The organism is Marinobacter nauticus, from assembly GCF_003634635.1.
Taxonomy (GTDB): domain Bacteria; phylum Pseudomonadota; class Gammaproteobacteria; order Pseudomonadales; family Oleiphilaceae; genus Marinobacter; species Marinobacter nauticus.
On the sequence record NZ_RBJB01000003.1, the window covers coordinates 30,272 to 54,131 of the forward strand.

The following is a 23,860-nucleotide window of genomic DNA, read 5'->3' on the forward strand; positions in this document are numbered from 1 at the left end:
TCCCGTCATAAGTTCCCGGCGTCTCTTTTCCTGGCATCGAGGCCCGAGTATAACCAAAACCTTCAACTCGTCGCTGTAAACAGACACGACTATGGACAAAACTGAAACTGGCACACCTTTCGCTACACCTCCCCCAGACCCCGGCAAACCGTCAAAAAACTGCAGACCTTTGCCGCATCGGATATTGGCTGGTAACGAGGTGTTCCATGCAAGTACAACATCATAACGCGCATCTTTCCCGCTCCGTTCAGGCTCAGGTCGCGCGCCTGGTGCTCCAGGCAAACCTGGCGTACGGCGAGTCCAACAGCAACGGGCTCTCCTACATTCAGCGGCTGAAAGCGCGCAATGAATGCCGGGAATACCTGAATCAGGCGCTGGCGCTGGAGGCCGATCACGCAGCGGCCCTTGGTCTGCTCGGGCGAGTGGAGATGGACGACGGCCAGCTTGAAAAGGCCCATGCCCTGTTCAATGCCAGTCTCAATCGGCAACCGGCGCAGGCCCAGCAATACTGCAACCTGGGCTATTGGGCACTGAAGAGCGAGCGCCCCGCCCTGGCGGAGGAGTATTTCCTGCAGGCACTGGAATGCGACCGGCAATCTGCCGCCGCTTTCTGCGGCGTTGCTCATGCCAAACGGCTGCAAGGCCAGTTTGATGTTGCCTATCTGCACTATCGCAAGCTACTCCAAAGCGGATCGGAATGGGATTCTGTCTATTCCGGCATGCTCTCCTGCGCGCAGCACCTTCAGGTTCACAAAGCCGACAGCGATCTGGCGCTGGACGCCATTGCCCTGCTTCGGCAAGAAGGTCTGCCACACCAGGAAATCGGCCACTTTGTCGGCGCAATCATCCAGCAGCAATACGACCTGGATAACCCTAACGCCGAAATCTTCCTGGATGCCGCGGCAGAAGATGAATTGCTGATCCTGGCGCTCCAGAAAACTCTGATGCCCAATGCCGCTGTGGAAGAACTGGTGGTGCTACTGCGCCGCGCCATCATGTCGGAGGTCGCTCAAACGGCCAGCCTGAGGGACGAACTGCAGCCCCTCTGCCTGGCCATCGCCGAATACGCCGACCGCACCGGCTTCGCGCTGGCCGCGGAAGACGATGAGGAACGCCTGGCGGCCACCATCAATGAAAGCATCATGGCGCAATTTGCCGTGGGCGAACCTCAAGAGGCCCTGATTGGCTCGCTGATGATCAGTGCAATGTATGGTGCGCTTTTCCACCAGAACTTTGCAGTTCAACTCGGCCAATGGAATCTGGTGGACTGGCCACTGGCCATGCAACCCATTATGGCAGCCAGCTACTACAACCGGGCAGAAGAAGAGGCCATCAAGCAGAATTTTGACGAAAAAGCCGAGGAACTCTGCCTGGAGAAAACCGATGTGCCCCAGGCATGGCCGGCCTGGAGCCAGTTGGCCTATCGGACGGAGACCAGCCTGAAAGCCGTGATGGCGCAGGAACTTGGCCTGAACACCGACAACCTCCCCGCCGCGTTGAGGATTATGGTGTGCGGCGCTCAGTCTGGCCAGCGAGCCATGGAGCTGGCGCAATACCTGAACGATGTCGAAGTGATTGCAGTTGATGAATCCCTGGCCAATATCGCCAAAGGCACCCGCATGGCCCAGAGCCTGAACATGGACAACATCGTGTTCTGGCCCTGGTCCATCGCACAGCGTTTTGTGGCCGATGGTCACAAGGTCCATTGGGTGGAAGTGGGCCGTGTGCCCTCACCGGCCATGACCGAGCTTTCTCTGGCCGCACTCATCAATACTGCCTCCAACACCGGTGCCATTGTGCACATGCACACGGCGCTGGCCGAGCAAACCCAGGGCGACAAACAGATTCGCCGCTTGGTCGCGGAGCACAATCTGCAGCCCACTCGTACCGCCTTGCGTCAACTTCGCAGGATGGTATTGGCCAACCGGCAAGATACCCTCTGGACAGAGCTGCTGAAGGACGAGGACTTCTACAGCCTGGGCGGCTGCCGCGATCGATGGTTCCGGCCGCAGGACGCCAACCAGCTCAAAGAGCTGCTGGCCCTGGTGAGCAATGAAGTAGAGTGGAAGCTGATTAAAGCCCGGGATGAAGATGGCCACAGCCTGGCCACCGGCCCGGTACAGCGCCAGATCCAGGCGGAAGCCCTGGGTAGTGAAGTTCAAAGCCTGATGGGGCAGAACCTGAGCGTGTATTTCCAGCGTCGGCGCTAATCGGCGCCACCCAGATACCGGGACAATCCTCACGCGAGGATGCCCGGGGTCTGCAATTCGCTACAGGTAGGGAATCAAAGATTCACCGTAAAGATGTAGATCTTCCAGAACCTGTTGCTTTTTGGGCGTCAGTTCAGGATCAGAGGCCAATCGCTGAAGTTCCCGACCGTAAGCCTCCAATGAACGCCACCCCTTTTTCGGCTGCATCAACCGTTCGGTACGAAACTGCTCCCAGCGCTCCATTTCCTCGCCAATCAGGGTATCCGGATAGTTGCGGGCACGGTAACGGAACAGCATCTCCGGCAGGCGCGCGTCTTCAAACCTCACTTCCTGCTCGGCCAGGGTATCCACGGGTTGGGTCAGCAACCAGTTGAGTTTCTCCCGGTCGGTTTTGCTGATAAATCTGCCCGCGTACAGTTGCTCGTCGGGATCGGTCAGGTCGCTGCCCTGAAAATCCTGTTCGAATGCCTGGGCAATACGAGCAGGAAGATCCGGAGCTTTGCGCAACTTGGCCAGATTTGCCCGAAGCACATCACCATCTAACTCCAGCTCGGCCAACCGCTCCTGTGACAGCGTGGAGAGCATGGTCGCTGGCGCCAGCACAGGGCACTTGTTCAATTGCACGCCTTTCAGTGGAAAGCGGCTAACACCCTCCCCCAGTTCCGCCTGAGACGTAAATACCCGCTCACGTATCTCCTCGACCGAGGCATTGATCAGCGCCTCCGGGTCTTCCCGAAGATCGTAAACGATCACCTGGTTTTTGTTGCTCAGGCTCTCTGCCAACGGTGCCACCAACGCACAACAACCTCTTGTAGCCGGATATTTGGCGGAAATATGAAACACCGGCTTCATGCTCGCCGTGTCCAGCATTTGCCGTGCAGAGTGTTTGTCTTTGTTGTTCAGAACGAAATCAAACAGTTTGGGCTGCTTTTCCTTGATCAGCTTTGCCACGGCAATGGTGGCCAGCACATCCGACATGGCATCGTGGGCAGCCTCATGAGCAATGCCATTGGCCACCGTCAGCTCTTCCAGCCTGAAACTCGGGCTGCCATCCTCTTTGCGGGGCCAATGGATACCCTCCGGCCGCAAAGCGTAGGTCAGCCGCACCATATCAATGATGTCCCAGCGAGAGTTCCCGTTCTGCCATTCCCTGGCGTAGGGATCCCGGAGATTGCGGTACAACGTGTGCCGGGTCACTTCATCATCAAACCGCAGGCTGTTGTAGCCCACGGCACAGGTACCGGGCTGGCTGAAAGCCTCATTAATCCGGGCGATAAACTCGGCTTCCGGAAATCCGTCCTCCAGCGCTTTCTGGGGAGTAATACCAGTAATCAGGCAGGCTTCGGGGGATGGCAGGTAATCGTCGGCTGGCTTGCAATAGATCACCAGCGGGTCTTCGATGATATTCAGATCCGCATCGGTGCGCACACCCGCAAACTGGGAGGGCCGGTCATGAACCGGGTCTACGCCAAAGGTTTCGTAATCGTGCCAGTAGAAAGAGCGGATCAAAGGAAGACTCCTGCGTGTTGGTTCAGAGGCAGGAGTCTAGCAAAATCAAAACAGCTTGGTACCCATATCCGTCTGATGGGTGCGCAGGCGGTCAATGCCATCCGGGCCAACAAGTTGGCTCAGATCCACGGTCATGTTGGTAGGCAGGTTAATAAATACCCCTTTCCCAACGCTGATGGTGTTGGCACCGTCCAGCGTTTGCCAGGCTACGCCATCATCGCGCTGAAAACCGACGAAAAACGCATCTGTAAACCCGATGGTGCCATCGGCACTGCCGTTATCCTCACCTACGGTCAGTGATTGCAGGTGGGTAAGTGGCGTGCAGTTAGCTCCGGAAACACAGGAGTTGGGATCAATACCAATGTGAGAGGCACGGTAGTTGGTGGCCGCGCCACCATCGCCATCAAACAGATAGGTATCGTAAACGGCACCGGTTGAATCCTGTACTTTCAGGCCGATGTCGCCGCTGAAGCTGGTGGTATGGGACGACACCGAGCCCCTTGCCTGCCCGAAACCCATGCGGAATCCGGCAAGGCCCGCGGCATCTTCCGCCAGTTCGATATAGGGCATGCGCGCTTCGAAAGGAATTTCATCCCCGGCATTGTAGGTCTTACCATTGAAGACCTCGCCGTCGTTACGGGCGATATGACCAAGGGCCAGGTGGGTGGCAGAGAAGTCCGTGCCGCCATTGATCTGACCGGCCTGAATATCGTCAATATTCACACGGGTCTCTACATCCATGGTCAGCGTCATGCGCGTGAACTCATGGTTCTGGCCGGGGATGTTTTCAATCTGCATAAAGGCCTGCCCGGTTACCTTGCCCATCGCATTATCTGAAATGGGCTCCAGTTCTGCCTGGGAAACGGGCGAAATACCCAGGCAGAGCATGGCAAGGGCAGCGCATCCGTACGCTTGCGTTGTCATAGATTGTGTCTCTGATTGTTTTAGTGAGTCAGTTTCGACACCCGACTCCATGCCTGCCCGCTGGTTTTATTATTTCGGTGCTGGCATGCGGCCCGTTATTCTTTGTAACAAACTGTTTCTTTTTGACCGCAACACGACTATATCCGACCGAGCCTCGTACATTGAGTGAGGTACATCACATTCATTCATTACCTGGCCGTCATTTGTTGTTCAAGCTTGATGTTCGTCACAGGACTAAACTAACTTAGGAACGAATATGTAGCTTAGCGAACTTGTAATGTAGCCCGCATATACACAACGCCTGAGATTGGTATACTTACGCCCTTTCGTTAAAGGCCCCAAACGGCACTCCATGACCACCAGAATATTGATCTGCGACGACTCTGCTCTGGCGCGCAAACAAATGGCCAAAGCTCTGCCACCCGGCCTGGCAGACGACATCCTCTTCGCCGGAGATGGCAAGGAGGCGCTAACCATACTGCGCGATCAGAAAGCCGAGCTGTTATTTCTGGACCTGAACATGCCGGAACTCGACGGCTACCAGGTGCTGGAACACATCCGCTCAGAGGATCTTCCGGTTCTGACCATCGTGGTCTCGGGCGACATTCAGCCGGAAGCCCGGGAACGTGTGCGCAAACTGGGTGCCATCGACTTCATCAAAAAGCCAACCGACACCGGCGTTGTTTCCCGACTGCTCGAAGAGTACGGTTTCTATCGCCCTTCCGAACTCGAAGACACTGCCCTTAACGACGCCAGCCTTCATACCCGGGAGGCAGCCAGTCCGGAAATATCGGTAAGCCTGAGTGATTACCTGCAGGAGATATCCAACGTCGCCATGGGGCGCTCCTCCGACTTGCTGGCCCGGCTGCTGAAGGTATTTGTCAAACAACCTATCCCCAAAGTTGCGTTTATCGCCAACTCCGAGCTGCACATGGCAATATCGGCTGCGCAGCGAGCAGAAGACTACTCAGCCGTTTGCCAGGGCTTTACCGGCGCCGGTATCGCAGGCGAGGCCCTCCTGCTGTTTGAAGACGCCAGTTTCCGGGAAATGGCCGAACTGCTTCACTATGACGTGCTGGAAGGCGAGTCCGTGAACGTGGAAGTGCTCATGGATATGTCGAGTATCTTGTTTGGCGCGTTTATCAACGGTATTGGCGATCAACTCGACCTGAAGCTGGGCCTGGGCCATCCGACCGTTCTCGGCCAGCACCGCCCGGTTAACGAACTGTTGGATCATCACAGCAAGCGGGAAGAACAGCTGCTGTGTATTGAGATCAGCTATGCTCTGGAAAACCGGGATATCCGCTGCAACATGCTGATCTTGCTAACCGAGGACTCCATCCCATTCCTTGAAAAACGCCTCGCGTATCTGGTGGATTGACTATGGCCTTTAATCAGGGCGCCAACGAATTCCATTGGCTGATGGACATGCTCGAATCCGTCGAGGTGGGGCTGGTCGTGCTGGACCTGGATTTCCACGTCCAGGCATGGAACGGCTTCATGGAACACCACAGTGGCATTACCGCCAGCCAGATTCAGGACAAGGTTTTGTTCGAAACCTTTCCGGACATCCCGGAAGCCTGGCTTACCCGAAAGGTAGACGCCGTCGCCATGCTGAACACCCGGGCTTTTACTTCCTGGGAACAGCGCCCTTACCTGTTCAAGTTCCGGAATACACGCCCGATCACAGGCACTGAAGAATACATGTTCCAGAACCTGACCATCAGCCCGATCACCGCTCCGAACGGTGAGGTGGAGAAGGTGTGCCTGCTGATCTACGACGTAACCGAATTCGCCAGCAGCAAACGGGCCCTGGAACGTGCAAACGAACAGCTGGCGAAACTCAGCATGACAGATCGGCTAACGGGGCTGCTGAACCGGGGCACCTGGGAAAACCTGGTGGATGCCGAATATGAACGTTTCCGGCGCTATGGCCAGGCCACAAGCCTGGTGATGTTCGATATCGACCACTTCAAACCGGTGAATGACACATACGGCCACCTGGCCGGAGACGAGGTGATTCGCCATACCGCCGAAGTCACTCGCAATAACATCCGGCAATCGGACAGCGCCGGCCGTTATGGCGGTGAAGAATTCGGCATTATTTTGCCAGAAACCGATGCCGAGAATGCCCGGGTCATTTGCGAGCGCATTCGTGAGGCGATTGAGAACAGCACGGTTAGCACAACCGCAGGCGATATTCGCTACACAGTGAGCATGGGCATCGCGCAATTAACTGAAACGCCAGAGAACTATATGCAGTGGATGCAAAAGGCAGATGAGGCTTTGTATAAAGCCAAGGAAAGCGGGCGGAACAAAGTCGTAGTCAGTTAATATCCCCCTCCCTCTATTGAGAGAGAGGGGAATGGGCAGTTAATCCTGCTGCCAGCTCTGTACCGCTTCCTTACCGTGCTTTTCACGCCACTCATTCAGAGTCTTGTGATTACCACCGCGGGTTTTTACCACTTCACCGGTGTGCGGGTTTTTATAGGTTTTCAGCGGACGCTTGGCACGGGTACCGGTTGAAGTCTCGGCCTTGGCGCCAGCGATAGAAGGATCAATAGCAGACAGAATCTGCAGAACGTCCTTCGGTGATTTGTCATACTCTTTCATCAAATCACGAACTTTGTTTTCGAATTCCAGTTCGCTTTTCAGTGCCTGGTCCTTTTCGAGCTTCTCCAGCTCGGCGGCCAGCTTTTCCATCAGCTGCTTCTTCTGGTAATAATCATTAATCTTTGCCATGGAAATAAAACCTTTTATCGTGGGGTTTTAAATACTGATTGAATATGACCGAAAGTCGAAACAAATAATAATAGAGAAACCGAAATGAGGCAAAATAAATTACTTAAATCCACTTAACAAAAAAGCCGGCACAATGGCCGGCTTTGTATTTCACCTAAAGATCAAAGGCGTAAATCCGCCTGCCCTAACGGCAACACACCCTTCAAATCAAATAAAACGCCGTTGCTATTGGTATAAGCACGCAATTGCTCCGCTGAAAGACCGGCATATTCGCGGTGCGGTACCGCAAGAAATACCGCATCATATTCACCGGCTTTCGGTTCGGGGACCAGAGAAATACCATACTCATGTTCGGCTTCTTCATTATTGGCCCAGCAATCGGTGACATCCACCTGACAACCAAAATCCTTTAACTCATTAACCACATCAATAACGCGGGTATTACGCAAATCCGGGCAGTTCTCCTTGAACGTTAGCCCCATGACCAATACACGCGAATTGGCAATGGTATGCCCCCTCTTGATCATCGCTTTGACCAGTTCAGCGGCTGCGTATGGCCCCATATTGTCGTTCACACGGCGGCCAGCAAGAATAATCTCAGGATGATAACCAATGGCCTGGGCCTTATGGGTGAGGTAATACGGATCAACACCAATACAATGCCCGCCAACCAATCCGGGTTTGAACGGCAGGAAATTCCATTTAGTACCAGCAGCGGCCAACACTTCATGGGTATCGATCCCAATGCGGGCAAAAATCATCGACAGCTCATTCATCAGCGCAATATTCAAATCCCGCTGAGTGTTTTCAATAACCTTTGCCGCTTCCGCTACCTTGATGGAACTGGCCTTATGGGTTCCCGCAGTAATGATGCCGGCGTAAAGATCATTTACCTCATCGGCAATCTCGGGCGTTGAGCCGGAGGTCACCTTCATAATGGTGGTAACGCGGTGTTCCTTATCGCCCGGGTTGATACGCTCCGGACTGTAACCGGCAAAGAAATCCTGATTGAACTTGAGGCCGGACATCTTTTCCAGAACCGGCACACAGACCTCTTCAGTCGCACCGGGGAACACCGTCGATTCATAAACAACGATATCACCCTTCTTGAGGACTTTACCCACACTCTCACTGGCCTTTACCAACGGGGTAAGGTCTGGCGATTTGTATTCGTCAATCGGGGTTGGCACGGTCACGATGTAGACCTGGCAATCGGCAATGCCATCCAGAGAATCCGTAAACGACAGTTTCGACGACGCCACCAGTTCATCCCGGCTCACCTCGCGCGTGAAATCAATGCCATCCTTCAGCTCGGCAATCCGTTTGGGGTTGATATCAAAGCCAACCACCTCGCGCTTTTCGCCGAATGCAGCCGCCAATGGTAAGCCCACGTAACCAAGGCCGATTACCGCAATCCTTTTCATATATTCTCCTGCCTTAAATAAGGTCTAAGCGCTTGGGCGAACGGTCGCACGATCAGCGCATGCTCACCCCGTTATCCTACTGGAATCAGAATATCAGAATCCGGCGCCATTGCCTCCAACGCCAGCTTAAAAGCGCGCTTGGCACCCGAATCGCCATGGACAACGCGAATCTCGGCGGGCGTCTCAGGAATACCTGCAATGAACCGAAGCAAATCATCCTGCCCGGCGTGAGCAGAATAACCACCGACTGAGTGAACACGAGCCGAAATGCCATATCGTTCTCCGTCCAGCTCCACCCATCCACCACGCGGCCCGTAAGTCAGAATATCCCGCCCTGGCGTTCCAGCCGCCTGATACCCCACAAAAACCACATCATTTCGGGCATCGCCCAGCATCGCCTTGAGGTAATTCACCACCCTTCCACCAGCGCACATACCAGACCCCGCAATAACCACGCAGGGACGATGAGTACGAGCCAAATACTCAACCGCATTCAAATGGTCCTCGTGGGAATTGATTACCGTGAGCTGCTCAAACGACAGAGGATGCCGGCCGGCACTGACAAGTTCCCGGGCCTCGTCATCCCAAAATGGCTTGAGATCCCGATAGATTCGGGTGAATTCAGCGGCCAGCGGCGAATCCACAACAATTTCCAGGTTCTGCCATCGGAGTGGTCCAGAGGAGCCTTCTGCACTCGACTGCGAAATCTCAGTCTCCCCAAACTCGGCAATCAGTGCTTCGATCTCATAAAGCAGATCCTGAGTGCGCCCGATACTGAATGCCGGAATCAGCACCGTACCGCCGTCTTCCAGGGCATGCTCAAGAACCGATTTCAATCGATAGCGGCGGCTCTCCCGGTCTTCGTGGTTCTTATCGCCGTATGTGCTTTCGATGATCAGGCGATCAGCCTTCTCAGGTGATAACGGCTCGGGCAGGAGTGGCGCGTGACTCGCGCCAAGATCCCCGCTGAAAACGATACGTTCGTTGCGATGGCCATCGTGGAGCTCGCATTCCACATAGGCAGAACCGAGAATATGCCCGGCCCTCTGCAACCTGATTCTCAGCGCAGCATCGCCCTCAGAGACCAGCTCATGCCACTGGCCATAGGGCAGCGGCACCAGTTGGCTGCGTATACGGTCCAAAACCCGGGTAATCAAAGCCCGATCCCGCGTAAAGCCGATCTTCAGCGCGTCTTCGAGGATTTCCGGCAGCATAATGGCTGAGGGTTCAGAGCAGACAATGGGCCCCTCAAATCCGGCTGCCAGAAGATAGGGAATCCGCCCGACATGATCAATATGGACGTGAGTGACCACAAGGGCGCGGATATGATCAATGGGGAAGTCTATCGCCAGCTCCGTGGCGGAAGAGGCCGCACCTTTCTCCTGCCCCTGGAAAAGACCGCAATCAATCAGAATACCAAAGTCCGAGACCTGGAGCTCATGGCAGGAGCCAGTGACGCCATTCACAGCACCGTGGTGCTTTATCTCAATCATTCAACATTCCTTGTTGATGTCCCTGGCGGAACGCTTCCAGGCAGTCAGCTCAAGCGAAGGACTTTGCCATCTCTATCGTGATGTTCAGGACTTGCCGCCCCGGTTTTACACCAAACCAGATCAGCCACATCACCGTTAGGCGCATAGGCCGTTCGGGCCTCTATCAAAATATTCAATGCGGCTTTACAGTCAAAGCTCTGGCTCGCTCTTGTGAGTCGCCCCAGATACTCCTCAACTTCATCCCATGTCAATGACACTTCGCGCGCCATCAATATTCTTGGGTGAGCCGTACCCTGGGGGTTATCGCCTATCAGCAATTCCTCGAAAAGCTTTTCCCCCGGCCGTAACCCGGTATAGACAATTTCGATATCGCCGCCCGGGGATTCTGAAGTTTTCTCTTCAAGCCCCATCAAGTGGATCATCTTACGGGCAAGGTCGGCTATTCTTACGGGCTCTCCCATATCCAACACGTAAACCTCTCCCCCCTGTCCCATGCTGCCGGCCTGCAGCACCAACTGGCTGGCTTCCGGAATCGTCATGAAGTAGCGGATGATATCCGGATGCGTAACGGTGACAGGCCCACCATCACGAATCTGGTCTCGAAAAAGAGGTACCACAGACCCAGAAGACCCCAGCACGTTCCCGAAACGAACCATAGAAAAAACAGTCTGGCTCTGGCGTTGCGACAAGCCCTGCAGCACAAGCTCTGCCATACGCTTGGTCGCACCCATCACATTGGTTGGGCGAACGGCCTTATCTGTTGAGATCAACACAAATCGCTCGACACCTGCTGCTATGGCCGCTTCGGCCGTATGCCAGGTACCAAACACATTATTCTGTATGCCTTCGATGACGTTATGCTCTACCAAAGGCACGTGCTTGTATGCAGCCGCATGATAGACCGCTTGCACACCAAACGCCTTCAAAACGGCCTCACACCGCCTTCTATGGGTCACACTACCGAGAACTGCATGTACAGTGACATCCAGGCTTTCAACCTGGCTAATGGAGCGAAGTTCTCGTTCGATCGAGTACAGGGAAAATTCGGACTGCTCAAACAACACCAACACCTTGGGCTTGTGTCGAATGATCTGCCGGCATAGTTCAGAGCCGATGGACCCGCCAGCTCCGGTAACCATGACGGACTTTCCATAGAGACTTTCAGAGACAGTCGCGGCATCGGGCCGAACGGGATCACGCCCCAACAAATCCTCAATCTCCAGATCCCGGATATCATTAATGCGAGCCTGGCCCGCCACAAGCTCAGACATCGACGGCACAGTCTGGACCGGAATGGAGAGCTTCTCCAGGGACGAGAGCAGCTGCTTTCTGTTCACCGGTACCGCATCTTCCAACGCCAGCAACGCCCGGGAAGCATCCAGCTCTCTCACCGCTTTTTCCAGATGCTCAACCGAGTAGACCGGCAAGCCACCAATAACCGAACGATGATTGCTGCTTAACAGCGAGACAAAACCTACCGGGCGATACTCAACGCCTTGTGACAGGGCCGATGCCAATTGCAGACCTTTGGGGCCAGCCCCAACAATAAGCACGCTATTTTTGGCCTTCTCCCTGGGCCGTTGGACAATAGCGCGAACCGTAAAGCGTGTTCCGGCAACGAGAAGAAACGCAAAGGCGCCGTAAATGACTGGCACGGAACGCGGTACCAGGGCCTGAAACAGAAAACCGAAAACGATAAGAGCAACGCTCGAAAACGCCACCCCCACAATAATGGCCAGAAACGCATGCTCACTGAGATAGCGTATAACAGCTCGATACAGACCTAGCTTGATGAATGCGCCAATCGTCACTAGAACCGCCGCCAAACAAACAATCAATTGCTTGCTGTCCGGCATCCAGCTGACGGTTTCGAACCTTAACGCAAACGCCCCCCAAACCGCGACGGAAAGCAGCAGAAAGTCTGCAAGTACCGAGATGAATCGTTTTAGAGGCCTGGACCATCCCAGAATAGAATTGATAACGCTGGCTACCATCGTCTACTCCCGCGATTTAACGCGATCCCCCGCCCCTTTGCCTGTCACCGTCTGCAGGATATATCGGAAATAATGCTTCAAATCCAAGGAACTAAGCATCACCGCATCGGTTTCTGCAAGCAGTTGAGGGGTGGACATATCAATATCATTCACTTGCGCCAGCCCGGTAATACCTGGCCGGGCATCGAGTACTCCGCGACTCTCCCGTTCCTGAATGAGCTCGACCTGGTTAAACAAACACGGCCGGGGGCCCACCAGGCTCATATCGCCCTTGAGCACATTCCAGAGTTGCGGCAGTTCATCCAGCTTGGTTCGCCGGAGAAATCGGCCAAAACGAGTTATGTCATCAACATTAGCCAAATGCGTAGCAACAGAAGTGGCCGTCTTTCTCATAGTCCGAAACTTAACGAGCCTAAAGGGCTTTCCGTGCCGTCCGACCCGCTCCTGAACAAAAATTGGGGACCCGGTATCAAACAAGCTTACCAAATACAAAAGCACCATGACTGGAAAGCCAACAATTAGCCCGACGAAAGCGATCCAAATATCCAAAAGCCTTATCACAAGAACCCCTCCTCACGCCCAAGCTTTTTTACCTCGTCAAGTGTATTTGACACATTTCGCCACCCTAATTCTCGAACGGCTTTACCAGCGTCTACAACAAGATCGCCAAAAAGTTGTTGATATAATGAGCGCTTTCCTAATAAAAAAAACGTTGATCGTGCTAGAGTCCTTGGAAAAGGGAAAACCCCCGGCCTTTTATTCATCCCCGATCTGATGGATACAATCAGATCCTTTGTAGAAACAGGGTATTTATCGGCCGCAACATATACTTGGTTCTTGGCCGCCTTTTGTTCCATACAAAGAACAATAAGATCAATGAGGCTGTTAACGGAGACAAAACTTCTACGATTAGTTGCCATTCCCAACGGCAACATAACTGGACTGCGACATGCCTTGATCAATCGCGCAAAGTTACCTGGAGCATTCACTCCATATACCAAGGTCGGCCTAATGATTGCGTAGCTCGTTTCCTGGTCCGCCAAAGCATCTTGAAGTACCTGCTCGGCCAATACCTTAGACTCAGCGTAATTGGCGTGTGGCTTCAGCTCTCTGTCCTCTCTAAGAGGCTGTCCTTCGCTTTTGTCTCCATGCACCCCGATAGAACTCAACAGCACAAACCGACAAGCTTTTGCCGTCGCCGCAGCCTCAGCCAAAGCGCGTGTCGGATCAACATTACTTTTCACAAATGACTGAAGGGTCTGCTCAGCTTTGCCACCTTTGCCATGAGCTCGACCAGCAAGATGAACCACGTAGCAAACATCCCGAACCAAGTCTTGTACATCTGTCCGTCTTTCCAGATCTAGTGCCACATAGGACACGCCTTGCACTGGCTCATCGCCACCTGGACGAATGACAGCACGAACTGAAAACCCTTGATCCACTAGTCGCTTACACAACGCTCGACCAATAAACCCTGATGCACCAGTGACCAAGACTCTTTTTGGCGCCCCCATATATCAGTCAAGGTCCGCTATTTTTAAAAGCTCATCAAAATAAGATATGGTTTTGGTAAGTCCTTCGTCCAACTCAATAGTCGGGGACCACTTGAGCCGATCTTTTGCCAAGGAAATATCAGGTTGCCTCTGCTTGGGGTCGTCCTCTGGCAGGGGCTTAAAAATGAGCGTCGAGGAAGACCCTGTTAACTCTATGACTCGCTCTGCAAGTTCCCGTATCGTAAACTCATTCGGATTTCCAAGATTAACCGGCCCAGTCAAATCTTCCGGCGCATTCATGAGCCTGACAAATCCCTCAATCAAGTCGTCAACATAGCAGAAACTACGGGTTTGCTGACCTTCACCATAGATCGTTATGTTTTCTCCACGCAATGCTTGAACAACAAAGTTGCTGACAACCCGGCCATCGTTCGGATGCATTCGCGGACCATACGTATTAAATATGCGAGCAACTTTGATTGAGAGGTTGTGCTGACGGTAGTAGTCGAAGAACAACGTTTCAGCACAGCGCTTCCCCTCGTCATAACAAGAACGGATTCCTATCGGGTTTACCTTACCCCAGTACCCTTCCGATTGCGGATGTACCTCAGGATCCCCGTAAACTTCGCTTGTAGAGGCCTGAAAAATTCTCGCACCCAACCGCTTGGCAAGACCAAGCATGTTGATGGCCCCATGGACGCTCGTTTTCGTGGTCTGAACCGGATCATGCTGGTAGTGAACGGGAGAAGCTGGGCACGCAAGGTTGTAGATCTGATCAACCTCAACGTACAACGGAAAGGTGACGTCGTGGCGCATCACCTCAAAATACGGATTGCTCATCAAATGAGCGATATTGCGTTTTCGTCCTGTGAAAAAATTGTCAACACACAAGACATCATGCCCTTCGGAGAGCAGCCGCTCGCAAAGGTGGGAGCCGAGGAAACCCGCACCACCAGTTACCAGAATCCGCATATTACATACCCTTCTTTAAAAAACGGAAGTAAAGACCACCCAGAACGTGCGTAAAAGTGAAGACCAACGCAGCAATGTGAGAGCGCCCAGGGTACTCTCGATGAACCATCAAAACCTTTTTCATCATCATCAGCTTGGAGCCAGAAATCTGACCCTCGCTCCTTCGGTAATAGAGCAATGGAGCCTGAAGTTTTACGCAGGAACCTACCATTTGCAGCAGCTGTAACCAACAATGATAGTCCTCAACCGCTTTGTAATCCGGGTCTTCCCTGAACGGAGCTCGCATCAACAACGCTTTAGACGCAATTACACTCGAAGTGGGAATCTGAGCTCTGACAGTCTGTCTCCAATAGGTCACCTTGGTCTGCTCAACATTATCGATGGAGGCAAATGAAAGACGACCCTCATCAACAAAATCTGTCATTGCCGTGCAGACAAATGCGGCCTCAGTATTATTGATCACCTCAAGCTGAAGCCTTAGTTTTTCTGGATGCCAAATATCATCTGAGTCCAGAAATGCGACTAGCTCAGCACGAGCCGCCTTGACCCCGACATTCCGTGGTCCTGCCGGGCCACCGAAGTTCTTATCCAGAGCAATCAGTCGAATACGAGAGTCTTCGTTAGATAGGGCCGTCACAACCTCTCGGGTGCTATCTGTTGAGCAATCATCAACAACAATCAACTCCCAATCTTCAACGGATTGTCCCAACACTGATTGAATCGTCTCGGCAATGAAAGCACTGGCGTTATAGGCCGGCATCACGACAGACACTCGTGGTTGAATACTAATCATTGCGCTCGGTCTCCTCTGGCGAACTTTGCCCTCAAGCTGTCAATCCAGCGAAAACCCGGGCGTCTTTTAATAGATAGCGGTTCCCCCGGCTCAACTGGAACCGGGTAATCAGCCAGCTTTCCCCAATCTGCCTGTTCCATTGCCTGAACTACCTCATTCTCACCAACATCCGATTCGGCAAACTGCGGATCGTCTGGTTCGATTCTTCCCCGCTTGAACATTTCGATGATCACAGACGCATCCGCACCCTTGAAATATCGGTATTTAGTGGTTTCAATGGCCTTAACAAATGGCACGAACTGCGGAAACCTATGAGATCGAACATATAAAAATCTCAATGTCTTACGACGAATCAACTCGGGATCCAGATCAAGCTGGGAGTTGCCGTTGAACAGCTCGTTTCTCGAGCGAAAAACGTGAACGAAACCGGCATCCTGATATGTTGATGGCCCGAGACAAACCACCTGTTTGCCACAAGCACCGGCCTCGACAGAAGAGCTTCCACCATTTAGAACAACGATGTCTGCCTGTTGAATCAAGTCGTAGGTATTTGCCTTCTCCTCACTTCGAATACAATAGATCCCTCTTTTTTTGGCCCATCGGGTATAAAGACTGAGAGATCGATCACCATCCACATTGCCGATCTTTTCTCCCCAGTTGGGATGGCAACGGAGAACAACTTGACCAGCCCGTATCCCGAAAGCATCAAAGAAATCGTCCAGTGCCTCGGTATTATCTTTCCACTCGGTAAGCCACTCATCATGACCAGCAAACTCATTCTTGCTACTTGGGAGCACCAACACCCTTTTGCCGTCAGACCTCAATGGCCAAGGGGCCGGCTCAGGGTTCTTATTGTAAAGTCTCCACTCAAGCGAGTTTCTCTGTAAGAATCTGGAACCGATGAGTTTTCCGGCGTAAGCCGCCTGAGAAGCAGTCAGCGGCTTATCGTCAAATTCCCTTACCAATTCTCCGAGTGCTCTTAACGACAAGCAGTTCCCATTGGGAATCAACTGAATCCCATCCCCAAACCAGGTCCTTTCATGCGTAATAAAAGGCACGCCCATACTTTCGCAGGCATAGGTCACCGCGCGGGGCAGGTCCATTCTGCCGTTAAAACAAATAACCCCTTCGATCTGTTCGTCCTTGATCCATTTTCTCGCGCTCTGGTAGACCTGCTTGATGGGGCCTGCCAGCCTCGCCCGAATTTCGCGAACCTCCGGCTCGCCCCATTCCAGCTCGGACTCTGTTCTCGTCAGAGTTGCCGAACTGGACAAGGCCAGGCGGTCAACTTCAGAATCCGTCAATACACCCTGACCTTTGCCCACCGAAGTCACACCTGCTGCACGGTAACTGCGGACACCACCGGCAATACACTGCGCGCATTCCCGGAGGCGGGATCGATTGCGGAGCTCTCGGATATAACAGGTTTCAACCGCAGAGTCGCAAGTAAAGAAGACGACCTCATGACCAGCCTCCTCCAGCAATTGGGCCAAGAACTCCAAATGCTCAACATGCGGCCTGAACGAGAAAAGATTGGTAAGACCTATTTTCATGAAAACCTTGTAGTAACCAATTGTTTCAGCGTACCTGCCACCAGAAAGACTCCGCCTAAAAACAAGCCAAGTAAGACCGCCAGAAGAAGGCCCGGCAAGTTTAGCGGGAGAATCAAGAATGATAACAGCCAGAGTGCAATCAGGAACACGGTAGAATACACCGCGAATCCCATACTCCCCACCCTTAAATGCTGGACACTACCCGCAGACAGCGCTCCCAAAGCAGCAGAAACGCTCAACATGCCGAGAATGCCAAAATCACTCGTCAGAGTTCCTGCTGCAGGAATCCAGTATCCCTCAAAGGCAGACTGCGGGGCATCGAATCCAAGGCGTGAGAAAAAGACAGCAAAAAGCCCTTGCGGTGTGACCACGCTTTCAGGGTAGTATGACGAGATAACCGATTCACTGAACCATACACCATGCGTTCCGTATAGCATGATGAGATGGAAATAATTTGAGATTTCTTTCCAGGGCCCAGAAGCAACACCAAAATCACAGACAAGCTCCGTACCCTTCGTAAGATGCCCACATATATTCAGATAATATGAATAGGAGTCTCCACTCCCAAATGCGACACTTCGGAACCAAAAAAACACCCCGAACGTCAATAGCGCTACGCCGCCAACAACAAGTAGCCTCAGAGGAGTGAAGAAGGAAGGTCGATAACTCTTACCCAGGAAATGCCGTGTAACGAAGCTCGCCAAACCCACCATGAGGGTTAACAGGATTGCGGTTCGCCCGCCCATTAAATAAGAAACCGCCGCTAATTCAAAAAACACCAATAAAAAAATGAAAAACAGGGTTTTAGGCTGTCGTTCTTCCCATTGAATAATTGAGCGGATTAAGGGGAAAAGATAGGAATAAAGAAAGAAGTTGCCAAACACACTATAAACTGTGCTGGCGTGATTTCCTTCGTTCAGCAAAGACCGACTTTTCGCAATACCAACCGAAAAGTAATCAATTCCTCTTAAATAGTAGCGATCGTAAAACAAAGCGGCAATTGCAAGGACCCCCAACAAGAGGGTGAACAAGTCCCACCTGATACTTACAGGCGTTGGCCAACGAGTCTCGCGATGCGGATAATGTGGCAAGACCTGCACGGTAAAGCCGAAACCCACAATAAAGGCCATCCCCCAGGCCAACATGAGACCGAGATAGCCCCAATGATAATCTTCAAACACCCAACCCGTGTATCCGAAAGCGCCCCAAACGGCAACCATCGGGAACACTAGCCAAGCCAGCCCGTACCGGAACGTCATGCCACACACCCAACGGACTGGAGGTTAAGGATTATTCTCATCCTTAACTAACTCAGCAACTTGGCGCACGAAATAGTACGCAAGCACAACCATCACGGATGCGACCAGTGAGAAAAACACCACCAGTCCTAATCTAACCCGCAACCCGAGTCCCAGCGGCTCATCTTTCCGCTGCGCTATCACCCTGACGTCTGCAGCGCGCAAGCCAGCGAGTTTCCCCTCAAGTGAGATCAGAGTCTCAATAAGATCAGTACCGGGCGACGATGCGGACTCCGGTGCCTCTGGCGCCTCGAGCGCCCTTTTTGCAAGGGTAATCTGCGATTCGAGTTTTGTTCGGGCTCTTAGCTCCAGCTCAGCCTGACGTTCAGTTAACTTGCTTGTAACATTTGAGTGGAACCACTTTACCTCTTCTTCGGTGCGCTCTTTACCATACGAAGAGAGCAACACGTACCCCCCATCAATAACATCCACACTTAAACCAAAGCCCGGAGGGTGGCCCCATTCATTCCGAAATTCTCTACGGATTTCGGGGAGCCACTCATTGTCCATGAAAGATACAATTGCCGGACCGGGCTGAAGCAAAGTACCCTCGCCGTCTTGCGCTACCTCCACAAGGGTGACGAATTTATATGTCGGCGCAGAAAAGAGTTGATACCCGCCTCCCAAGCCAAGCAGCGCTAACAGGCTAATGCAGAATATTCTTCTTTTCCTGACTAAAGCCGCAGTCAGCTCTACGAGGAAAAATCGCTCAGAAGTTGACATCAAAATCCCTAGTTAGGATGTAATTACCGCCGAGATTGCAAAAACACGCTAACTTCGGCAGAGATCGATCGACGGGAGATCATTTTACGGCAAGATGTCGTGGTTTTCAGTAACGAAAATGTAAGAACCCCCGAAGGAGCTCGGGGGTTCTTACACGACAACCGCACATCCCTACCAGTGCGTCAGGTATCCGAAAGCAGCTCAAACGAAACTGGCGAATTACAGGTCACATCCACCTTCAAGCGCTTTCCAATAACCTCATCCATATACTTCGGCGCAACGCCGTAGCCAGGTCTTACGCTTCTGATTGCGGCAACGTCGACAACATCTCCTGCCTTCAGATCTTTTACAAAATACAGTGAACGTCGAAACTGCGCATTACCCTGCTCACTGGATTTCCGGCCATAATCTACCTCACCAAGAGCTTTCCAGGCAGTTTTGCTATCTCGACATAATGCAGTCAAATCCTCAGGTTCGAGGGAGAAGCTATCATCCGGCCCTCCGCCATTCCGATCGAGTGTGAAGTGCTTTTCAATAATCGAGGCACCCAAAACGACACTTGCAATCGCAGTAGTATTGTCCAGCGTATGATCCGATAACCCTGTTACCAACCCGAAGCGCTCGATCATGTCTGGAATCGTACGCAGATTATAGTCCTCGGCTGGCGCAGGATAGCCGCTCACGCAGTGGAGAATCGCTAATTCCTTGCACCCACCCTCTCGAGCCGCTTCGATAGCCTCCTGAATTTCCTCTGCATCGGCCATGCCGGTCGAGATGATCATGGGTTTACCGGTACTGGCGACATACCGAATGAGCGGAAGATCTACAGCCTCAAACGATGCAATCTTGTAGGCCGGCGCATTGAGATTTTCCAGCAAATCCACCGCTGAAGTATCAAAAGGGGAACTGAAAATAGGGATACCGAGTTCTCTGGCGCGCTTGAACAGAGGTTCATGCCACTCCCAGGGCATGTGGGCTTCCTCATATAACTCATAAAGAGTGCGGCCATCCCACAATCCACCCTTAATTCGAAAATCTTCAGCAGTGGAATCCAGAGTAATAGTGTCTGGACGGTATGTTTGCAGCTTCACCGCATCAGCTCCGGCTCGAGCCGCTTCCTCAATAATCTGCAAAGCCGTTTCGAGCCGTCCGTTATGGTTCGCCGAGAGTTCCGCAATGATATAGGGCGAATGATTACGTGAAATCTGTCGACCTGCGATCGAGATTACCGGATTACTCATCTTTGAATTCCTTAAATGTTTGCCTGCCACTCGTGCTCCAGCAACCCGAAGCACACGACATCATGATAAACGGCACCGTCATAATGCTGCTCTCTCAGCACACCTTCCTGCCTGAAGCCCAGCCGACGGTGGAAGGCAATCGATTTTTCGTTAAACGAAAGCGCCTGACCGCAGAGCTTATGCAGACGCAAATCACCAAACGCAAACGATAATGCTGCGCTCCCCAGCAATTTCCCCATACCTTTGGGAGCGTCCGGAGACATATAAAATCCCCAATCGGCTACTGAATCACACCGACCTTGAGTGATGTTTACGAACCCAAGATCTCGCCCATCATGCTCATAGATCATCAGGTGCACGGCCGGGTTTTCTCTCGCTTTGGCATACCATGCAGAATGCTCCTTGAGCTCAATCTCATGAGTCGTATACATGTAGCGGCGGACGCTGGGGTGATTTCTCCATGCAAGCACCAACTCGAGATCTGAGGCCTGCATTTTTCTGAGCCTATCGCTCTCCACTAGTGTTCCTCCGAGCAGAGCATCATTTTTTCAAGCACCGATTCAACGCCGTTGCCTTCTGTGACTGACGAGGCCATTTGCCCAATCTCAGAAAGCTCATGAGAACCCAAAAGCCGGTCAACGACGCTCCCCAACGCGTCAAGGCTTTCACCTTCGCGCCGGACCACAATTGCCGCACCCACATCGCCGAGAGCCTTGGCTCCCCCCTCCTGATTCTCTGCCAAAACCAGCAGGACTGTCGGTAAACCAAGACAACAGCGCTCCCAAGACGTGCCTCCAGCAGCTCCTATACAAAGGTCCGCCAGACACATACGTTCGGCCATGTCGCTCACGTTCACGCTCACCGTCGCCCTGAACGGGAGTTTGCTTGCCTGAACTCGAACAGAGTCCAGACCGGGAGCAGATGCGCCCATCACAATGTCCAACTCGGTTTCCGGAGGCAAACGGCTGCGAGACAGTACTCTCAGTACTTCACCAGTAACGTTCTCCCGATCTACCCCCCCAAGAGTAATCAGGATTCGCCTTACTTCTGGCGATCTCCTTCTCTCAAGACTGAGCTTCCGCATAGCCGCGAACTCGGGCCGCAGAAGCGCATAGCGTGGGCCACAGAGCCGGATACAGTCAGGCTTGGTCAGACCATCATAATCTTCTGGTTGCCGACCAAGATTCTGATCCAGCAATAAACGGCAGTGGTGGTTTCTGTCGGCCAGATCATCAATAACCATAACCTTCGGTCCCACCCGGGATACTTCCTGTTCCCAGCGAGCATCGAGAGCATAGTGATCTACAACGACCCAATCAACCTGCCTTCCGCCCACAATATTCCGGGTTTGGTCTGCATCAAAATGCCAGGGAACGCCCAGCCAATCCGAATGAGCCGGCACGCTTTCCTGCTCGGGGATTAGCGCATCGGAGCGTCCTGGCGCCAACAAGTGAACTTCAAATCCCTTCTGCCGAATCAATGCTTCAAGGTTACCGGGGTGATCGCGACCGATGAACAGACACTCATGCCCCCTGGTGCGCAGAGCTTCCGCCAGCGTCAGACAACGCATAACGTGACCGGTACCAATATCAATTGAAGCATCCGCACGAAACGCAATACGCATCAACTTGCACCTTGCTCCCGCATAGCGCGGAACAACCATTCTGCTCGATCCCAGTCTTCCGGCGTATCAATATCCTGAACCCGATGCCTGGGTAAGATGACCGGTACAGCGTCTTCTGAAAAAATCGGCCGACCATCCCTCCATGCCTCAGCCGTACCCCAATAGAACTGGCCCGCATCATGCCAGGCCTCTTCCAAATCCTGAGATCGAGTTTGAAAGTGCTCGGGGCTGAACATCGCTATTCGACCATCATCCTTGATTCGAATGGCCCGCTGGATAGGAAATGCGTAACTGGTTACCGAGAACGCATAGCTGCAACCCTCACCAACCAGTAACTCCTGCCCCCGTATGAGATCATCTGAGCTCACAAATGGAGCCGTAGCGTACAGGCAGCAAACCCGAGACACCGGAACTCCAGTGGACGCCAGCCATGCGACAGCATGCTGAATCACCGGGATCGTGCCGGTATAGTCATCGGAAAGATCTGCTGGACGCATGAAAGGCGTTTCTGCACCGTATTCCCTTGCAACCGCAGCGATTTCTTCGTCATCGGTTGAAACGATGATTCGTTCGAAACACCCGCTCTTCAGCGCAGCCTCAATCGACCAGGCAATCATTGGCTTACCGAAGAAAGCTTTGACGTTTTTCCGGGGTATACGTTTGCTGCCACCTCGGGCGGGTATGATCGCTACTGACGTCATGATCACTCTCCCGCCAGAGCCACTCGGAGTGCCTCAACTACTTCGTCTTGCTGATCATCGGTTAATCCCTGAAACATAGGGAGGCTGATCGCTTCGCGGTAGTAAGCCATTGATTGAGGAAACGCTTCAGCCTCAAAGCCCATGGACTCATAAAATGGCTGCGTATGTACCGGAATGTAGTGCAGATTGACCCCAATTCCCTGTTCCCGCAAAGACTCGAACACCTCCCGGTGAGTTCGGGAAATGACATCCAGCTTTAGGCGGACAACGTAGAGGTGAAGTCCAGAATAGCTGTCTGGATGCTGCCAGGGCAATACAACAGGCAAATCGCTCAACAGTCTATCGTATCTTTTTGCCAACTGATGCCGGCGGGCCACAAAAGCATCAAGCCGGTCCATTTGGCTAACGCCGAGCGCCGCCTGTAGCTCGGTCATCCGGTAGTTGAAACCCAAGTCCACCTGCTGGTAGTACCAGGGGCCGTCTGGCTCACGCGTCATCAAGGCGGGGTCTCGGGTAACACCATGACTACGGAGCAGGTTCATTTTTTCCGCCAGCTCTGCGCTATTGGTTATGGCCATACCACCTTCAGCCGTAGTCACGATCTTCACCGGATGGAAACTGAAGACGGTTATATCGCTATACCGACAACTGCCAATGAATTCGCCCTGATACTTACCGCCAATTGCATGGGAGGCGTCTTCGATCAGCTTGAAACCATACTCTTTCGCCAAGCCGTCGATCGCTTGCATATCGCAAGGTTGGCCGCACAAATGAACGGCCACTACCACTTTGGGCAATCGGTTTGACTGCTTTGCCGACTCAAGCTTCGCCTTCAACGCCTCTGGACAAAGGTTGTAGGTTTTGGGATCGATGTCGACAAAATCCACATTTGCGCCGCAATACAAACCGCAGTTAGCAGACGCCACGAAAGTCACGGGGGTCGTCCATAGCCAGTCGCCTTTACCAAGGCCCAATGCCAGGCAGGCGATGTGCAACGCGGACGTCGCACTATTCACCGCCAGAGCGTGGCTGGCGCCGACGTGGCTTGCCACGGCCTGCTCAAACCTGGGTACCATTGGGCCCTGAGTCAGAAAGTCTGACTCCAAAACGCCCAAAACCGCATCAATATCGGCTTGGCTAATATCCTGTTTTCCGTAGGGAATCAT

General features: G+C 52.9%; 21 protein-coding genes. 3 read left to right on the forward strand and 18 right to left on the reverse strand.

Going from position 1 to position 23,860, the window contains the following annotated elements:
- The first annotated feature begins 206 nt into the window (after window positions 1-206).
- Window positions 207-2,210: a tetratricopeptide repeat protein gene (locus C7436_RS06030; RefSeq protein WP_121207064.1), complete on the forward strand. Its 2,004-nt coding sequence runs from the start codon at window positions 207-209 to the stop codon at window positions 2,208-2,210.
- 60 nt (window positions 2,211-2,270) lie between these two features.
- On the opposite strand, the gene sbcB is transcribed toward C7436_RS06030, so the two are convergent.
- Both sbcB and C7436_RS06040 read right to left on the reverse strand, forming a co-directional pair.
- Entirely contained in the window at window positions 2,271-3,719 is a 1,449-nt protein-coding gene (gene sbcB / locus C7436_RS06035; protein WP_121207065.1) for an exodeoxyribonuclease I, read from the reverse strand.
- A gap of 45 nt (window positions 3,720-3,764) precedes the next feature.
- A complete protein-coding gene (locus C7436_RS06040; protein WP_228198071.1) occupies window positions 3,765-4,643 on the reverse strand; it encodes a DUF6160 family protein in 879 nt (292 codons plus the stop codon).
- Window positions 4,644-4,995: 352 nt separating this feature from the next.
- On the opposite strand from C7436_RS06040, the gene C7436_RS06045 reads away from it, so the two are divergent.
- The gene (locus C7436_RS06045; protein WP_113880621.1) at window positions 4,996-6,024 is read left to right on the forward strand and encodes a response regulator; all 1,029 of its coding nucleotides are present in this window, start codon (window positions 4,996-4,998) and stop codon (window positions 6,022-6,024) included.
- 2 nt (window positions 6,025-6,026) lie between these two features.
- A complete protein-coding gene (locus C7436_RS06050; RefSeq protein ID WP_121207067.1) occupies window positions 6,027-6,977 on the forward strand; it encodes a GGDEF domain-containing protein in 951 nt (316 codons plus the stop codon).
- 39 nt (window positions 6,978-7,016) lie between these two features.
- Here the strand turns inward: C7436_RS06050 and C7436_RS06055 are convergent, their stop codons facing one another.
- The 16 genes from C7436_RS06055 to pseC all read right to left on the reverse strand — a co-directional run bounded on the left by C7436_RS06055 (window position 7,017) and on the right by pseC (window position 23,860).
- Window positions 7,017-7,385, reverse strand: coding sequence for a histone-like nucleoid-structuring protein, MvaT/MvaU family (locus C7436_RS06055; RefSeq protein ID WP_113880620.1), 369 nt, complete (start codon window positions 7,383-7,385; stop codon window positions 7,017-7,019).
- Window positions 7,386-7,546: 161 nt separating this feature from the next.
- Window positions 7,547-8,809: a Vi polysaccharide biosynthesis UDP-N-acetylglucosamine C-6 dehydrogenase TviB gene (gene tviB, locus C7436_RS06060; RefSeq protein WP_121207068.1), complete on the reverse strand. Its 1,263-nt coding sequence runs from the start codon at window positions 8,807-8,809 to the stop codon at window positions 7,547-7,549.
- 71 nt (window positions 8,810-8,880) lie between these two features.
- Window positions 8,881-10,302, reverse strand: coding sequence for an MBL fold metallo-hydrolase (locus tag C7436_RS06065; protein WP_121207069.1), 1,422 nt, complete (start codon window positions 10,300-10,302; stop codon window positions 8,881-8,883).
- A 44-nt stretch (window positions 10,303-10,346) separates the two neighbouring features.
- Window positions 10,347-12,296, reverse strand: coding sequence for a nucleoside-diphosphate sugar epimerase/dehydratase (locus C7436_RS06070; protein WP_121207070.1), 1,950 nt, complete (start codon window positions 12,294-12,296; stop codon window positions 10,347-10,349).
- Between the two features lie 3 nt (window positions 12,297-12,299).
- Window positions 12,300-12,857 (reverse strand): sugar transferase, encoded by a 558-nt coding sequence (locus C7436_RS06075; protein ID WP_121207071.1) that lies wholly within the window; start codon window positions 12,855-12,857, stop codon window positions 12,300-12,302.
- Window positions 12,854-13,810, reverse strand: a complete 957-nt coding sequence (locus tag C7436_RS06080) for an NAD-dependent epimerase/dehydratase family protein (protein WP_121207072.1) — start codon at window positions 13,808-13,810, stop codon at window positions 12,854-12,856. The genes C7436_RS06075 and C7436_RS06080 overlap by 4 nt, the downstream gene beginning before the upstream one ends.
- Window positions 13,811-13,813: 3 nt before the next feature.
- Window positions 13,814-14,761, reverse strand: a complete 948-nt coding sequence (locus C7436_RS06085; RefSeq protein ID WP_121207073.1) for a UDP-glucuronic acid decarboxylase family protein — start codon at window positions 14,759-14,761, stop codon at window positions 13,814-13,816.
- Window position 14,762: 1 nt separating this feature from the next.
- Window positions 14,763-15,554 (reverse strand): glycosyltransferase family 2 protein, encoded by a 792-nt coding sequence (locus C7436_RS06090; RefSeq protein WP_121207074.1) that lies wholly within the window; start codon window positions 15,552-15,554, stop codon window positions 14,763-14,765.
- Window positions 15,551-17,107 (reverse strand): capsule biosynthesis protein, encoded by a 1,557-nt coding sequence (locus C7436_RS06095; RefSeq protein WP_121207075.1) that lies wholly within the window; start codon window positions 17,105-17,107, stop codon window positions 15,551-15,553. Before C7436_RS06095 ends, C7436_RS06090 begins: the two co-directional genes overlap by 4 nt.
- A complete protein-coding gene (locus C7436_RS06100) occupies window positions 17,104-18,366 on the reverse strand; it encodes a hypothetical protein (protein WP_121207076.1) in 1,263 nt (420 codons plus the stop codon). Before C7436_RS06100 ends, C7436_RS06095 begins: the two co-directional genes overlap by 4 nt.
- 24 nt (window positions 18,367-18,390) lie before the next feature.
- Window positions 18,391-19,128, reverse strand: a complete 738-nt coding sequence (locus tag C7436_RS06105; protein ID WP_121207077.1) for a Wzz/FepE/Etk N-terminal domain-containing protein — start codon at window positions 19,126-19,128, stop codon at window positions 18,391-18,393.
- Between the two features lie 182 nt (window positions 19,129-19,310).
- Entirely contained in the window at window positions 19,311-20,369 is a 1,059-nt protein-coding gene (gene pseI, locus C7436_RS06110) for a pseudaminic acid synthase (protein ID WP_014422057.1), read from the reverse strand.
- An 11-nt stretch (window positions 20,370-20,380) separates the two neighbouring features.
- Window positions 20,381-20,887: a UDP-4-amino-4,6-dideoxy-N-acetyl-beta-L-altrosamine N-acetyltransferase gene (pseH, locus tag C7436_RS06115; protein WP_322934337.1), complete on the reverse strand. Its 507-nt coding sequence runs from the start codon at window positions 20,885-20,887 to the stop codon at window positions 20,381-20,383.
- Window positions 20,887-21,993, reverse strand: coding sequence for a UDP-2,4-diacetamido-2,4,6-trideoxy-beta-L-altropyranose hydrolase (gene pseG, locus C7436_RS06120; RefSeq protein WP_211329858.1), 1,107 nt, complete (start codon window positions 21,991-21,993; stop codon window positions 20,887-20,889). The genes pseH and pseG overlap by 1 nt, the downstream gene beginning before the upstream one ends.
- A complete protein-coding gene (gene pseF, locus C7436_RS06125; protein ID WP_121207079.1) occupies window positions 21,993-22,694 on the reverse strand; it encodes a pseudaminic acid cytidylyltransferase in 702 nt (233 codons plus the stop codon). Before pseF ends, pseG begins: the two co-directional genes overlap by 1 nt.
- A 2-nt stretch (window positions 22,695-22,696) precedes the next feature.
- A complete protein-coding gene (pseC, locus tag C7436_RS06130; protein ID WP_121207080.1) occupies window positions 22,697-23,860 on the reverse strand; it encodes a UDP-4-amino-4,6-dideoxy-N-acetyl-beta-L-altrosamine transaminase in 1,164 nt (387 codons plus the stop codon).

Bases quoted from the DNA above. Each gene is read 5' to 3' on its own strand.
- C7436_RS06105 (WP_121207077.1), bottom strand. From the start codon at position 19,128: ATGTCAACTTCTGAGCGATTTTTCCTCGTAGAGCTGACTGCGGCTTTA.
- pseG (WP_211329858.1), bottom strand. From the start codon at position 21,993: ATGCGTATTGCGTTTCGTGCGGATGCTTCAATTGATATTGGTACCGGT.
- C7436_RS06055 (WP_113880620.1), bottom strand. From the start codon at position 7,385: ATGGCAAAGATTAATGATTATTACCAGAAGAAGCAGCTGATGGAAAAG.
- C7436_RS06030 (WP_121207064.1), top strand. From the start codon at position 207: ATGCAAGTACAACATCATAACGCGCATCTTTCCCGCTCCGTTCAGGCT.
- pseI (WP_014422057.1), bottom strand. From the start codon at position 20,369: ATGAGTAATCCGGTAATCTCGATCGCAGGTCGACAGATTTCACGTAAT.
- C7436_RS06070 (WP_121207070.1), bottom strand. From the start codon at position 12,296: ATGGTAGCCAGCGTTATCAATTCTATTCTGGGATGGTCCAGGCCTCTA.
- C7436_RS06100 (WP_121207076.1), bottom strand. From the start codon at position 18,366: ATGACGTTCCGGTACGGGCTGGCTTGGCTAGTGTTCCCGATGGTTGCC.
- pseF (WP_121207079.1), bottom strand. From the start codon at position 22,694: ATGACGTCAGTAGCGATCATACCCGCCCGAGGTGGCAGCAAACGTATA.
- C7436_RS06095 (WP_121207075.1), bottom strand. From the start codon at position 17,107: ATGAAAATAGGTCTTACCAATCTTTTCTCGTTCAGGCCGCATGTTGAG.
- C7436_RS06065 (WP_121207069.1), bottom strand. From the start codon at position 10,302: ATGATTGAGATAAAGCACCACGGTGCTGTGAATGGCGTCACTGGCTCC.
- C7436_RS06080 (WP_121207072.1), bottom strand. From the start codon at position 13,810: ATGGGGGCGCCAAAAAGAGTCTTGGTCACTGGTGCATCAGGGTTTATT.
- C7436_RS06090 (WP_121207074.1), bottom strand. From the start codon at position 15,554: ATGATTAGTATTCAACCACGAGTGTCTGTCGTGATGCCGGCCTATAAC.
- C7436_RS06085 (WP_121207073.1), bottom strand. From the start codon at position 14,761: ATGCGGATTCTGGTAACTGGTGGTGCGGGTTTCCTCGGCTCCCACCTT.
- C7436_RS06040 (WP_228198071.1), bottom strand. From the start codon at position 4,643: ATGACAACGCAAGCGTACGGATGCGCTGCCCTTGCCATGCTCTGCCTG.
- C7436_RS06050 (WP_121207067.1), top strand. From the start codon at position 6,027: ATGGCCTTTAATCAGGGCGCCAACGAATTCCATTGGCTGATGGACATG.
- pseC (WP_121207080.1), bottom strand. From the start codon at position 23,860: ATGATTCCCTACGGAAAACAGGATATTAGCCAAGCCGATATTGATGCG.
- C7436_RS06045 (WP_113880621.1), top strand. From the start codon at position 4,996: ATGACCACCAGAATATTGATCTGCGACGACTCTGCTCTGGCGCGCAAA.
- tviB (WP_121207068.1), bottom strand. From the start codon at position 8,809: ATGAAAAGGATTGCGGTAATCGGCCTTGGTTACGTGGGCTTACCATTG.